Origin of the sequence: Bacillus sp. V3B, assembly GCF_024494465.1 — a bacterium.
Classification (GTDB): domain Bacteria; phylum Bacillota; class Bacilli; order Bacillales; family Cytobacillaceae; genus Bacillus_BD.
Window position 1 is genome coordinate 1 of record NZ_JAETXM010000043.1, and the last position, 13,112, is coordinate 13,112.

Annotated in this window: 18 protein-coding genes and 2 pseudogenes; 9 read left to right on the forward strand and 11 right to left on the reverse strand. The window is 33.6% G+C overall.

Translation table 11 applies throughout. The features are described from left to right. Positions 1–233 precede the first annotated feature (233 nt). Positions 234–1,109 carry a nucleotidyltransferase-like protein gene (locus JMM81_RS21845; RefSeq protein WP_256243681.1) on the reverse strand — a complete coding sequence of 292 codons (876 nt, stop codon included), beginning with the start codon at positions 1,107–1,109 and terminating at the stop codon, positions 234–236. Between the two features lie 238 nt (positions 1,110–1,347). On the opposite strand from JMM81_RS21845, the gene JMM81_RS21850 reads away from it, so the two are divergent. Next, positions 1,348–1,701, forward strand: a complete 354-nt coding sequence (locus JMM81_RS21850) for a YgzB family protein (RefSeq protein WP_256243664.1) — start codon at positions 1,348–1,350, stop codon at positions 1,699–1,701. Positions 1,702–1,791: 90 nt separating this feature from the next. Here JMM81_RS21850 and JMM81_RS21855 read toward each other — a convergent pair. Next, positions 1,792–2,091, reverse strand: a pseudogene (locus JMM81_RS21855) (transposase); the annotation flags it as partial. A gap of 212 nt (positions 2,092–2,303) precedes the next feature. Here JMM81_RS21855 and JMM81_RS21860 point away from each other — a divergent pair. The 3 genes from JMM81_RS21860 to JMM81_RS22870 all read left to right on the forward strand — a co-directional run bounded on the left by JMM81_RS21860 (position 2,304) and on the right by JMM81_RS22870 (position 3,954). Further along, positions 2,304–3,275: an HPP family protein gene (locus JMM81_RS21860; RefSeq protein ID WP_256243665.1), complete on the forward strand. Its 972-nt coding sequence runs from the start codon at positions 2,304–2,306 to the stop codon at positions 3,273–3,275. Positions 3,276–3,364: 89 nt separating this feature from the next. Continuing rightward, entirely contained in the window at positions 3,365–3,550 is a 186-nt protein-coding gene (locus tag JMM81_RS21865; protein WP_256243666.1) for a DUF2515 family protein, read from the forward strand. Positions 3,551–3,588: 38 nt separating this feature from the next. After that, positions 3,589–3,954 (forward strand): CBO0543 family protein, encoded by a 366-nt coding sequence (locus JMM81_RS22870; protein WP_305367883.1) that lies wholly within the window; start codon positions 3,589–3,591, stop codon positions 3,952–3,954. A 177-nt stretch (positions 3,955–4,131) separates the two neighbouring features. Here JMM81_RS22870 and JMM81_RS21870 read toward each other — a convergent pair whose 3' ends face one another. The 6 genes from JMM81_RS21870 to JMM81_RS21900 form a co-directional block, all read right to left on the reverse strand. Then, positions 4,132–4,413 (reverse strand): phospholipase, encoded by a 282-nt coding sequence (locus JMM81_RS21870; RefSeq protein WP_256243667.1) that lies wholly within the window; start codon positions 4,411–4,413, stop codon positions 4,132–4,134. Between the two features lie 90 nt (positions 4,414–4,503). Continuing rightward, positions 4,504–4,722 carry a spore germination protein gene (locus JMM81_RS21875; protein WP_256243668.1) on the reverse strand — a complete coding sequence of 73 codons (219 nt, stop codon included), beginning with the start codon at positions 4,720–4,722 and terminating at the stop codon, positions 4,504–4,506. Positions 4,723–4,941: 219 nt separating this feature from the next. Next, the gene (locus JMM81_RS21880; RefSeq protein ID WP_256243670.1) at positions 4,942–5,814 is read right to left on the reverse strand and encodes a glycerophosphodiester phosphodiesterase; all 873 of its coding nucleotides are present in this window, start codon (positions 5,812–5,814) and stop codon (positions 4,942–4,944) included. Positions 5,815–6,713: 899 nt separating this feature from the next. Next, the gene (locus JMM81_RS21890) at positions 6,714–6,851 is read right to left on the reverse strand and encodes a hypothetical protein (protein WP_256243671.1); all 138 of its coding nucleotides are present in this window, start codon (positions 6,849–6,851) and stop codon (positions 6,714–6,716) included. A gap of 95 nt (positions 6,852–6,946) precedes the next feature. Then, complete coding sequence (locus JMM81_RS21895) at positions 6,947–7,207, reverse strand: hypothetical protein (protein WP_256243672.1); 261 nt, start codon at positions 7,205–7,207, stop codon at positions 6,947–6,949. A 714-nt stretch (positions 7,208–7,921) separates the two neighbouring features. Continuing rightward, the gene (locus JMM81_RS21900) at positions 7,922–8,035 is read right to left on the reverse strand and encodes a YjcZ family sporulation protein (RefSeq protein WP_256243673.1); all 114 of its coding nucleotides are present in this window, start codon (positions 8,033–8,035) and stop codon (positions 7,922–7,924) included. Positions 8,036–8,283: 248 nt separating this feature from the next. On the opposite strand from JMM81_RS21900, the gene JMM81_RS21905 reads away from it, so the two are divergent. The 3 genes from JMM81_RS21905 to JMM81_RS21915 all read left to right on the forward strand — a co-directional run bounded on the left by JMM81_RS21905 (position 8,284) and on the right by JMM81_RS21915 (position 9,752). Next, positions 8,284–8,703: a DUF1440 domain-containing protein gene (locus JMM81_RS21905; protein ID WP_256243674.1), complete on the forward strand. Its 420-nt coding sequence runs from the start codon at positions 8,284–8,286 to the stop codon at positions 8,701–8,703. Positions 8,704–8,891: 188 nt separating this feature from the next. Further along, a complete protein-coding gene (locus tag JMM81_RS21910) occupies positions 8,892–9,158 on the forward strand; it encodes a thioredoxin family protein (protein ID WP_256243675.1) in 267 nt (88 codons plus the stop codon). After that, the gene (locus tag JMM81_RS21915; protein ID WP_256243676.1) at positions 9,159–9,752 is read left to right on the forward strand and encodes an FAD-dependent oxidoreductase; all 594 of its coding nucleotides are present in this window, start codon (positions 9,159–9,161) and stop codon (positions 9,750–9,752) included. 574 nt (positions 9,753–10,326) lie between these two features. Here JMM81_RS21915 and JMM81_RS21920 read toward each other — a convergent pair. From JMM81_RS21920 to JMM81_RS21930, 3 genes and pseudogenes are all read right to left on the reverse strand, one after another. After that, positions 10,327–10,677 (reverse strand): annotated as a pseudogene (locus JMM81_RS21920) (OsmC family protein); the annotation flags it as partial. A 261-nt stretch (positions 10,678–10,938) separates the two neighbouring features. Next, positions 10,939–11,184, reverse strand: coding sequence for a stage VI sporulation protein F (locus JMM81_RS21925; RefSeq protein ID WP_256243677.1), 246 nt, complete (start codon positions 11,182–11,184; stop codon positions 10,939–10,941). Between the two features lie 268 nt (positions 11,185–11,452). After that, a complete protein-coding gene (locus tag JMM81_RS21930) occupies positions 11,453–11,554 on the reverse strand; it encodes a YjcZ family sporulation protein (protein WP_256243678.1) in 102 nt (33 codons plus the stop codon). Between the two features lie 428 nt (positions 11,555–11,982). On the opposite strand from JMM81_RS21930, the gene JMM81_RS21935 reads away from it, so the two are divergent. Then, positions 11,983–12,153 (forward strand): hypothetical protein, encoded by a 171-nt coding sequence (locus JMM81_RS21935; RefSeq protein WP_256243679.1) that lies wholly within the window; start codon positions 11,983–11,985, stop codon positions 12,151–12,153. A gap of 383 nt (positions 12,154–12,536) precedes the next feature. Further along, positions 12,537–13,058, forward strand: a complete 522-nt coding sequence (locus JMM81_RS21940) for a MarR family winged helix-turn-helix transcriptional regulator (protein ID WP_256243680.1) — start codon at positions 12,537–12,539, stop codon at positions 13,056–13,058. The last annotated feature ends 54 nt before the right edge of the window (positions 13,059–13,112 follow it).

A 13,112-nucleotide genomic window follows, 5' to 3' on the forward strand; every position in this document is an offset into this window, starting at 1 on the left:
AAAAAAGACTAAAATTTAAAACGTTGACGTTTTTGTTTGTTTAGTTTTCAAAGAGCAATTTGTTGCACCCGCTTCAGAAGCGACTTTATTAATATAACATGTGATGTTTTATTCGTCAATACTTTTTCAAAAAAAAAAAACCGTTAACTACGAAAGGTTATCTTAAATGTTTCGCAGAGACGGTTATTAATATACCAACTTTTTATATAAACGTCAACAGCTATTATTATTTTTTAAAATAATTTTTCTGCTGCTTTATAATGTCTGTGAAACAGACCCTTACTTTTCGTTTCTATATTTACAACTTGTATAAAATCTTTCTGAATTAAATACGCAAAAAGCACTTCTAAATCCACTGAATATAACTTTAATTCAGAGTGAGATAAAACGTCATTAAAAGACCAAGAATCTTTTTTCTTAAGGACTTCAATTAAATGTCCCATTCCCACCGCTGTTCTAGAATGAATAAGAAAATCACTTGCTAAAAATAATAATTCTAGTCTTTTTTCTAATTCTTCCTCACTGCTAACTAATTCATTATATAGTTTAAAAACGTCTGGTTCAATTTGCTTAACCTGTTTCCAGACTGTTACTTCCGGATGAAAACCTTTTTCAATTAAAGATAATCTTCCAAGATGATGTAAAGAATGAAGAATATCATTGTATGCATCTAAGTACTGTCCATTTTCAAAAAAGGCTTTGCCATCCATATAACGACGAATGAGTTTTGCAAACTCTAAACCCATTTTTAATTTTCGTCCATTGAACGGAAATTCTTTAAGTTCATCCCTTAAATTTTGTAGAAATTCATTACGGTCAAAGAGCACTCTTCCTGAATAAATCCATTCCACTATTTTACGGTTAGAACCTAATAAAAGCCATTCATTCAATTGCTCTTCTGTGACAGTATGCATCGCAGCCTTTTTTTCTAGATACGAATAATGTTTAATTAGTACAGGTTGTTCCGCTTCTTTTACCACAATAAGCAAAATTGCATCAAAAGTATCGGTAAAAGGAATTGACTTTTCCCGTTTTTCAATCATTAATATGCCTAATGTATTTACTTGACTTGCACGTTCCTGATAGATTGGACGAAGAATGTCTTCCACCATGAATCCCCCTCATTCCAAGTTGTATACTTGGCTGACTCTTATTTCTAGCTTTTATAATTTCGACGAAATTTGATAAAATCCTTCAATAATTTTATCAAATTTACTGGCTAACCTAATTTATTCTATTAGATTAATGTTAACTCTAAAAATAAAGAGACTTCTGATTTGCTACTCAAACAAAATGATTCATTTTTTTGAATATATACTATATAGTTTGCTTTAGGGGGGAACATTAATGGCTAAAAAACATTCGAGTAAAATCAATAAAATTCGTACCTTTGCTCTCAGTTTAATTTTTATCGGATTCTTTGTTATGTATATTGGTATCTTTTTTAGAAATCACCCTATTATTATGACTATTTTCATGTTACTCGGATTACTATGTATTATCGCTAGCACCATTGTTTATTTCTGGATTGGCATGCTCTCTACCAGCACCGTACAAGTTATCTGCCCGAACTGTGGAAAACACACGAAAATACTCGGTCGAGTAGACATGTGTATGTATTGTCAAGAACCACTTACACTAGATCCAGATTTAGATGGAAAAGACTTTAATAAAAAATATAATCGTAAGCAAAGCCAATAGTTTTTTCAAAATAATAAAAACAAAATTAAAAGCCCAAACAAAATGAACTGCCCCCCTGTCAAGTAGACAGTGGAAATAATAAAAAGTAGTCTAAGCGGCTTTAGCTCTATATTCCATAGGGCTCAGGCCGTTTAGTCGTTTTTGGTATCGATCATAATTATAGAACTGAATGTATTCATCAATCGCCTTACAAAGCTCTTCAAACGTATCACACTTATACAAATAATACTTTTCGCACTTGAGGGTACCCCAAAAAGACTCCATTGGTCCATTATCAATACATCTTCCAACACGCGATATGCTTTGCGTCATTTCAGCTTTATCTATCCTTCGTTTAAATCCATGTGATGTATACTCGAATCCTCGATCACTATGAATAAGAGGATGAGCCTCGGGTGATACAGCTAATGCTTGTTCAAATGAAGCCAAAAATAAGCAATCCCCTTGCTATTTTAGATTCTACTAAACCTTAAAAATAAAATTCAGTGTAATGTAGCTTACTGTTAGCAGGAAAAATAAGTTATAAAGTAGTATTAGGTGGAATTAAAGGTGAAGCCGATTTTATATACGATTGATGGTTCTATCACAAAGGAGATTGAAGAATGATAAGAGTTGGTTGGATCCTGTGCACATTAGCTCTAGTAGTAGTAATGTATGGTTTGGGTGAATGGACAAATAAAGATGAGATCATTTTTCCAGAAGTTGCAGCTCTTGCTATTGGAAGTTGGATTTATTCAAATCAAGAATGGACAAAGAATCATTTTCACTTTTGGTTTTCTCCAACAATAGCTGCGATTATAGGTGTTGGAATACAATTCATTTTTCCGTTTATGCAAACTTTACCATTAATCATTATTGTATATGTTTTAACAGCAAACATGCTGTATGTTTTAAATTCACTTGTTGCTCCTTCTTTATCAGCTGCCCTGTTACCTGTTTTACTCGAAGTAAATAGTTGGTATTATGTGTTATCTGTATTATCCTTTACCATTATTATAGCTTTAGTAAAAGTAATAACTAATAACCATAAAAGTGATTCATCCATAACGAAAGAATCATCGCTAAAGCCAAAAAAAAGAAATTGGGTTAGAATCGAGGATATTATTCATTGGTCGTTTACAGGTATTTTATTAATTTTTGTTTCATTATTAGCCACTAAAACAGGTTGGTTATACTTAATGGCCCCTCCCTTAATTGTTATGTTATTTGAATTTACTAAGAAAAATTCAGTATTAAGTAAAAAACCTATCCGTTTAATAGCTTTAATGTTTGTGTCTAGTTTGTGGGGAGTAATATGCTATGTATTTCTGTATCAAATATTTCACATGCCATTATGGATAGTTGCAAGCTTGATTGTTTTTACTATTATTTTCATTTTTAGGATCATTCAATTACCATTTCCACCTGCAGCCGCAATTTCATTGCTGCCAACAATTATCCATTTACAAAACGTCTGGTTTTATCCATTGCAAATATTACTTGGAGTATCATTGTTTGTTTTTTCAGGGGTATTTTATCATAAACGATTTAATACTTTATATGAGTTTGAGTCAGATGTTAACAGTGGCATTTAAAAATGAAAAAGGAATGCGAACCTTAAAGTTTGCATTCCTTTTTCATTCATCTACGACAAGGGGCTAGTCCAATTTATAGCCCTAGACTTATGTATGCACGGAAAGATATTGAACATAAAAAAGCAGAAATAGAAGATTGGTTTGATGATTGGAAAATCATTCAGTATTTAAACAAACAAAATGATGAAGTAGATGGAGAGATTACCCATGAATACTGCGAAACACTCGAAAAAATGGAACTTGCCATTCTTGCCAAAAAGATCATTTTCCGCTAAAAGAAAAAAATCTTTCAGCTTACATTTCAACACTTTTGTTGGCTTCTTGGATCGGTACTTATCTGGATCTTTATTTTGTTGGGAAACAAGTATATCAATTTCCCAAAAGACCCTTCCCAGATATTTTTTCAATTAACATTGCCTTCACTATAGTTGGACTTCCACTGTATATTTTTCTCTTTCTCTATTTATCTAACAAGATGTCGTCTTTAACAAGAGTAGTGTTTATTATAACGTTGAGCCTATTCATAACGGTGATTGAAAAGCAAGCAGAAGTGTTTGGATTGTTTACGTATAGTAACCAGTGGAAACATTATTATTCTTTCATCGGGTATATATTGTTTATGTTAATGATATGGAAGTTTTATAAATGGAGAAGTCGACTCCATTATCTGATGGATTAAATTGAATATTTATTGCCTTATCTTTAAATAATACGAAGCATAGAAATAATGAAAAGTAAGTTAAAAGCGTATTCCATCCATTAAGGTTTATTAATCTAATCTTTAAAGAAGAGGATGTAGGTTTCCTAGGAAAATGGTCTATCTTTTTTCTTCAACGATTTTCCTTCATGACCAATTTTAAAAACCGCAAGTGAAAAAGCTTTGAATTCTCATATATTTATACATTAATGTAGCCTTTCTGCCTTGTTCAGTATAAGGATTTGCTTGTAAACGAAGACGATGAAGAAATTCAAGATCACACTGGCACCTTGAAACGTACCGTCGGTAACACTCATCATGTGCTTTACAACTGGCATCTACTTCATTCATAGGGGCACCCGGACCACTACAGCCGGGACCGCACCAATTGTACCCAGGGAAAATACAAAATCCCACTCTGCCATCCCTTCTCCCTCTCATAGACAAAACACCACCTTTCTATATTTTTTATTTCGTAAAGAGACATGGTCAAATCAATTTAAATTAGAGTCAAATAAAGGTTTATGAACACTAATTATTGCCCACGGTCGGTTGGTCCACGGCATTACCATCTAATACATTATTACTACTAAGCCCATTATTTGTAATGATAACCCCCCCGGTATTTCCTGACCCTGAACCATTGACTGATTTCGAATTGCTTTTAGGTGATTGGTTTAGGATATCACCGAATTGTACAGTTCCACCTGCAACGTTTCCAATGAAAACCCTTTCTATTAATGCAGGCAAATATACTCGCCCCCTTATGATTAAGTCAAATGTTTGTTAAAGTTCTTTTCAGTACTAGCTTATGTCTTTAAGTTAAAGATGTTTGGACTGCAATCCAAAATAACAAGAAATAACTTTATCCGTGATTGATAGGTCATTAAATCAATAAGAGGACATTTCATTTTCAGCTAAAGGTTTAACGGTATGCTTAGATTCAACTCCTGCTATCGTTCAATTCTTTTATGTTAAGTAATGCAACAAATTATTTAAATAGCCAAATAACTTTGACACTAATTCGGATATATCTATTTCCTTATCTTGTTGATGTTGAATGATGGTTCTTTCCTTCGCATTCTTTAAGCAAGGATTATCGGTTACAATGGCTTCGATACCCATTGATGATACGTTTTGAAATTCCCTTTTACTGTGAACATTCCAAGTAATCACCTTCATACCATATGAATGAATCTTTTTTACTAAAATACTATTTAACATGTAGGAGGGTAGGCTTACATAATTGGCAAACTTGGAATAGTTTCTTAAGGATTCCTCAGTTATTTTTTCTAAACCAGTCAACAACAAACATGTAGGTATGTTTGGGAGATGCTGTTTTATTCTTTTAATGACATTCGCGTCAAATGATTGAATAATGATTTTCTCTTGGATATTTTTATGACTTTTTAAAACCTTTCCTAATCTACTTTCAATTCCTGGATATAAGTGCGGATGTTTTATCTCGATTAACAAACCAGTCTTTCCCATGTATTTCTTGAACACTTCCTGTAATGTAGGAATACGTTCGCCAGAAAAGGATGAATGAAACCATGCACCAGCATCTAATTTCTTTAACTCTTTTAGGGTCAAATCAAACACTGAACCACTTCCATTTGTCGTTCGGTCAACAGTCACATCATGCATCACAATCATTTTATGATCTTTACTCATTTGTATATCGAGTTCAATATAATCAACATTACATTCAACGGCCTTATCAAAAGCAGCAAATGTATTTTCTGGGGCAAGGCTTGATGCACCTCGATGGGCAATAATCTTTACTTGATTAACATGTTTAAGAATGAGGTGATCTTCACCACTAATCACAATTAAAATCAAGATAATATATACTAGGCACACCAAAGTAGCGGAATAATTGTTTTGATCGGAAATGAAGATCGCCTCCTCCGATATATATTTGTTTGGGATTCTAATACACAATATTTAGTAGTCTTATAATATAGGGCCCGTAGGCTACATATTGATATATATCGTTAAATCTCCCTTCTATAAGAAGTTATTCAAATAATTTAAATTTGGTACACCTAACTTTTGAAGTAGATATTGATTTTCAACTTATCAAATTCGCCCCGCCGAATTTGCGCCCGGATTTTTATCGAGCTCGCTCGATCAATTACCTTTAAAAAATCCGAGGCATCCGCCGGAGGCTTAACTTCATTCAGTCGGGGTTTGAACCCCCACTGAATCAGAGAGCTTTTTGCATTCATCCCCCACTTACAGAAGTGGAGGACTTCTGCTGAATGAAGTTAAATACACCACTTATAAGAACAGGTAAAACAAAAAAGCAGTATTTATTTTAATCAATACGATAAAGAAAAGTCGGGTTTTAAAGAAGTGATGATAAATCTCTTACTACAAACCCTGTTATAGGTATCACGGAAAAAATGTAAGGATAAACGATAAATTTGAAAAAATCCATATTGGAAGAATAACTAAAGTAACTCCAAATCATGTATTTATAAATCCTTACAGAGCTCATAACAACCTAGGTTGTTTTTTGGCTATGGATTTTTCGGAGGTTATGGACCCTACGGAGGTTATCGCGGCTACAGCTACGGTTATCCCATTGCATTAACCGCTATAACCTCTTTAGCATTAGCATCAGTATTTTTTTGGTAATCCGGAAACGAAAAATAGCCAAACACAGTAAAATCTTTGTTTGGCTGTTTTTTATAGTGAAATTGACTCATATTATGAACCTTTACCACTTTGAGTGTTTATAGAGTGATAATTTGATAATCTTCTGCTACCAACTGTGCAAGGCTTGGATGACCATTTACTTCACCTAATGATGATAATCCAGATTGTTTCACTTCCTGTTCAACACCAAACGCCCCTGCACAAAATTGACACACACCTTTAACGGTTCTAATTGGTGAAGGGGCATAAATAAAGGAAATAAAAGAAGGAATAAACCCCCTTTTTTATCCTTATATTGTTTGATAGCTTACTAAATCCACCTAGGTCCCCTTGGTACATCATTCTCTGTAACATCAGAAGCGTGTTCATTTTCTTCATCTTTTGATTCTGTTCGTTCTTCTTGAGTGTCCGAATGTTGATCATCTATTGCTCTCGGTCTTCCTCCCCAAAATCCCCACGGGTCTCTTCGCGGAAAATCATCCTCTTTTTGATCATGAATGACTTCTACTCTCTTTGCATGAATCACTAACTTATCCACATGAATGACTCTTTCCTTTTTATCACTAGACATTCTAATCCTCCTTCATAACTATAGTCGTTTATATCTTACTCAAACAAAGTTAAGAGGGGATAGGCGCTTGAATCACTTTTAAAAAATATGTTGAATATAAAGGTAAGGTCTAGTCTAATTATTTGACACTCCACACAGCTAAAGCAGTGGGATTCTTACCCCAAAGCTGTTACGAATCGATTAGACGAATTGTGGTTGTGTGGTTTTCTTGGGTCGCCTTTCTCCTTTGAGAAAAGAAGGATGGATACGATACTTCCTGTATCCCCACCAAGCTCAAACTGGCTGCCCGCCAGCGAAAACGTTCAGTCCTTCGACCGAATTAGTATAAGTGTTTTATCGTCTTTCACATAACGACACCTATTGTTTTACCAATAGCATGAATGAGGCTATCGAACCTTATACAATATCTAATGATCAAAGAACAAAAATGTTTTATAGACTTGGTTTTTGTCTATAAGCATATTTTACCACTTCAGATGCTCGATGTACAGAACATACTTTCGGTATTTATCTATACATCGCATCTGACCTCACTATCATCCCCTGTCTAAAGACGGTCTGCGACCTGCATGGGCTTTCTCATTCGGAAGATCTGTAATGATAAAGGAAAAATAAACCTCCCGATTTTCAAACACTAATCTTATTTAAATAAACAATTAGTTAGTGTATTTTGAACTTGAGAGGTCTATATTTCGTTAAAGGAAAGTATTTAAATTAGTAACCGTATCCGCCATAGCCTCCAAAGGCACTAGCACCAATAATAATTAATAGGATAAACAATACTACGAGTAATGCAAACCCGCCTCCATAACCGTATCCTGCTGACATACATATCAACTCCTTCGATAATGTTCAAAGAACAAAATGTTATTGTTCCTTTGTTATATACCATATGAAGGATTTCATTTTTTGTTTGGATAAATGTTTAATTACAAAGCATTTTTTTAAAAGGGATTTATAATATATGGTTAAAAAAGAGAATAATTCTGATATCTATAGATATGTAATCCACCTTACAGAAAAATTCGTCTTCATCTCTTATGATTAAATTACTACAAAAATAAGGAGTGATGAAATTGAAAAAGTCAGTAACCGCAGGAGTTTGGGGTGGAATTATTGGAGGAATTATTTTTGGTATGATGATGCAAATGATGGGTATGATTTCGATGGTTGCCATGATGGTTGGAAGTTCACAATTAGTTGTCGGTTGGATTATTCATATGATAATTAGCTTGGTTTTTGGCGTAGTATTCGGGATACTAGCGAATATGACGAATCGAATTTTTATATTAAGTATTGTGTATGGAATTTTCATTTGGATTGTTGGCCCTTTAGTTGTAATGCCTCTCATGCTAGGAATGGGAACTAATCTTGTTAACGCATTTGCTCCAGAGCAATTAATGAGCTTAGGAACTCATATCTTTTTCTCACTAATATTAGCGATTGTGTATAAATTTTATCCTTCAAAAACAGCGGAACAAAAGGTTTCTGCTTAGAGAGTTTAATAAATCAAACACCTCAAGAAGTGTTCACCACTTACTTTTAAAATTGGAAATACATCAAACAGAGTACTTTAGACCTCAAATATTACTGCTTTGCTTCTCAAAATATACAACTCTTAACCTAGTAAGATAGATTACTTATTTTTTAATCAAATTAGGTACACTGAAGGGAGAATTGATTTATGACAAGAATTAATAGTTTACAGAAATTTGAAGAAGTGATTACTAGTCAAACACTGATTGTCATTAAATTTTATGCAAACTGGTGTCCAGATTGCAAACGGACGGAAGAAATATCCACATTTAAAGAATGGTTAGTTCCAATAAAACCTAATTATCTATTTGATACAAGTATACAAACATTTCGCGAACAAGAGCACCCCGTTATTGTTGGAGGCGGTGCATCAGGGGTTGAACTGGCTCTCTCTATCCTCGCCTGGCAAAAATGAATGAATGAAAAACCGGATGTAACATTAATAAGCTCATCACCGTTACTTTCTCATTTTGGAAAACAAATCTCTAAAAAAATGGAATCCGTTGCAATCCGTAAAGGGCTGCAAGTTGTGACAAATGAAAAAGTGATAGATATACATAACAATGTGTTACTCACAAACAAAAAAAGGGAAATTCGCCACTCTCAAGTCCTGTGGTTAACAGGCCCTATCGCTGATCCACTTTTTAGAACCAGTAATCTTCCTGTTTGTGATGACGGATTCTTACTTGTTAAGGAAACCTTACAAAATGTGAAATTTCCGTTTATATTCGGAGCTGGAGACTGTGTAACCATACGTAAATATAACTTACTTCCTAAAAATGGCGTTTATGCAGTCAAACAAGGCCCCATCTTATGGGGAAATATCAACCGTTATTTAGTCGATGATTCAGGTCTTCCATTTAAGCCTCAAAAAAACTTTTTAGCTATTCTTTCAACGGGAAACAAGGAAGCATTACTGACATATGGAAAATGGTGTCTGCATGGAAATTTCGCTTGGAGATTTAAAAATAGAATCGACCAAAAATTTATGAGAAAGTTCTTAATATAAATCAAAGATATAAAGAAAACATTTCAAGACTTGAACTACCCACCACTTAATTTCTGACGAAATTTGAAGTGGGGGATTCCTGCGAACTCCGTTCTATCGAACAGATATTGAGCAGGCTAACCCCGTCGCACCGACGGTTAGCAGTACAAACGACTAATTTAATCTCCTGCCGGTCATGCAAACTTGTACGTTGACTCGCCACACGTCCTACTTTAGCTAAGGATTAGTAACTTCGGTACGTATGGGACGAAAGAACGTTGAAGATTTTACCTAGCAGACGTTTTTCCTGCTAGAACCTCCTATCTTCAGTTTTCAAAGAACAACTTGTACAGGTATATTATACCATGCAAACACATGTTTCGCTACGCAAAAAGACGATTCATCTCTCACTTATTTTTGGGCGTTGCCCTTCACAAAATTGAAGTGGGAGTCTTCTCGCCTAAAATGATAAAAAAGCCATCTACAGCTAGTATGGTGAAGACGGCTTCTACAAGTTTAAATTCACAGAAATAAAATAGCCACATTTAAATTCTTTGCAGAAAATATAAATGTGGCTATTTATTTAATCTTTTTATTAAACTCTTGTCCAATTAGGCACTAATTCGATTCCTGCTGCTTTAAATGTAGTATACACAGGGCAGCGTTCGTCTGTTATTTTTTGTAATTGATCCACCCGTTCTTGAGTTTCTGATGTTTTTACTTTTGCATTGATTCTTACTTTTTCAAAGTATGGTTGTACGTTAGGATCACCCATTAATCCCCTTGTATCCAGTATTCCTGTTATATCAAACTCGATCCCTTGTAGGTCAAATTCAATTTCTTTTGCGACAAAATTGGCAATGACATTTTCACAACCAGCTAACGCGGATAGTAATGTTGAAAGTGGATCAGCACCTGTATCCTTTCCTCCCATTGCTGGAGGCTCCTGGAAATCCCTTTAAAAAGGGATGTCTTATTACATATTTTTAATAGGAGTGACCACAGCATATAGTCCTTCAGTAGCATCAGCTACGTTAAATTCAATAACTTTAAAGTCGGCTACTATATATGAGCTTTATTTAAATATAATTTTCACCCATTATGACTTCATTTTCATGTTGATAACATATAATTACAAGTTTTAGGAAAATTACAAAAAATAAAAAAGGGGGTGAATAATCTGAATGTTCTAAGTACCCCTTTTTACCTATTTCTTTTTGTTCATCATTGCTTGGATTTCATTGATGTCTTTAGGCACTTTACCACTCGTAATTGCCTTGACCAGCATCTCTTCTTTTTCTTTAGAGACGGGTTTGTTGGCTAATGCTGAGACTTTCTTTATGATGGTTCTCACTTGATTTTCGTCCTTAAAATTTGTATTTTGAACAGAGTGTACCAGTTTCATAATATCTTCCATTTTTACCCCTGTTTTTTTCTCAAGATTCCCGAACATTCTAGACCTCCTCTCAAAGAAATATTCTATGTATCTTATGAATAGTGAGAAGGTCTTGTATCAACGGACGTCATGGTTTTAAGAACAATTGGACAATAATTATTGTTTTATAATTATTTTATAGATCGCATAGGCGTTAAAACAAGCCAAATACCTTAGTGGAATATAAACTACTAATCTAAAATTTGCTGACGCTGCCCTTTAAAGGCTGACTCCAAAGAGCCGTGGTTAACGATTTGGAGTCAACCTATATTGTAAACTCTTTTTCTTAATAGCCATAACCGCCGCCGTATGAAGCTCCAATAATTATTAGTAAAATAAACAGAACGACGACTAGCGCAAAACCGCCTCCATATCCTCCAGCTGACATAGTTTTTCCCTCCTTTTTGAGTTTTCAGAATTAATATATGTATGATTACTTTATATGGGAAGGCATTTGCAGATTAAACACAATATTTATTATTTTTTCTTTATAGTTAGACACATCTTTTGTTAGTTATATTGATTATTGTGATTTCTGATCTGTAACCCTTATAATTATGTTAATTAGGCTTATCGGATAAAGCAATCATTGAAGTTAAACTAGACTTTAATCTTTCATTCCTTGTGGATGTTGTAAAGGCGCTTAAAACGTTAGGTTAATGAACTATTTTTTCTTTCAGAAAAAACTCAATAAAATAAAACTCCATATAAATATATTTTTAAATAAACCGATTGGAACTATGTATTTGTCCAAACCTATTTTTTCTTATATACATAAATTATTAGAGGATAATAAAAGAAAAGGGGCTGTTTAGGATGAATGAGGAACAAAGAAAGGAGAACCTCCAGGAAAATGAAGATGAGGTTAAGGATTTGTTTTCTCAGATGATGTTCGGTGCTCAAAATTCAGCAAAAAGTGAAAAAAAATCAACTGTCTCACTTGTACAACAAGATCAGGAATCAAATTTTATTCAAATTATGCATTAGCTAGATGGTATTTATAAATCAATTCAAGAATTGAAGCCGACTATCAGCGAATTTTATCCAATGATTGAATTTTTAAAGAAAAAATTAAAATTATAGGAGAACCTAGCTTGATGAAAAAAATGTAGATGATCTATGAATAGAATCCAAGTACAAGACGCTCCCCCAAGTCTTGTACTTTTTCCTTTCAGATAGAATTATTTCTGATTTTGAGGCAATACCAATGTATTATAAATTCTATCTGTTTTTGTTTTCAATCCTTTTGTAACCGTCAAGTAGTTTAGTTTAGCGTCTACACCTTTTTCGTAACATGATATCACAACATTTGAATATACTTTTATAATGAAGATATTCATTTTAATATGCTCGTGTTTAGGAGGATCAATTTGGATAAAGCACATTTTCCAATCTTAATTAACCTGCTACGTGGAGTAAATAAGGTAATGGATGCAGATTTACATGAATCAGCTAAAAGTGTAGATTTAACCTTAACAGAGCTAAACTTTCTTTGGACCATCTTTTATGAAGGAGAACCAACGGTATCTAGAATGGCAGAGTTAACTTTATTGGATTCCTCTACCGTTACACAAGTTCTAAATCGTTTAAAAAATAAAAAGTTGATTAGTAGTTATAAGAAAAAGGAAGATACTCGTTTTTCTTATGTAAAGTTAACCGATAAAGGAAATGAAAAACGGAAATTATCGATGAATAATCGTAATGCCCTTTTTGACTTTTTACAAAAAGAAATGGAAATACCAGGTGAAAAAGAAAAAATCCAAATTACATTAGATTATTTGAAAAAAATAAACCTTTATTTTCATGGAGAAAACTTTGTAAACTGGGCATATAGTTTACCTATAAAATTGAATGAGGATTTCATTAAAAATCAAAATCAAACTAAAAGTTAGGATTCTCTGTTTTTGAACTACCCGCCACTTAATTTTCTAACGAAAATTTGAAGG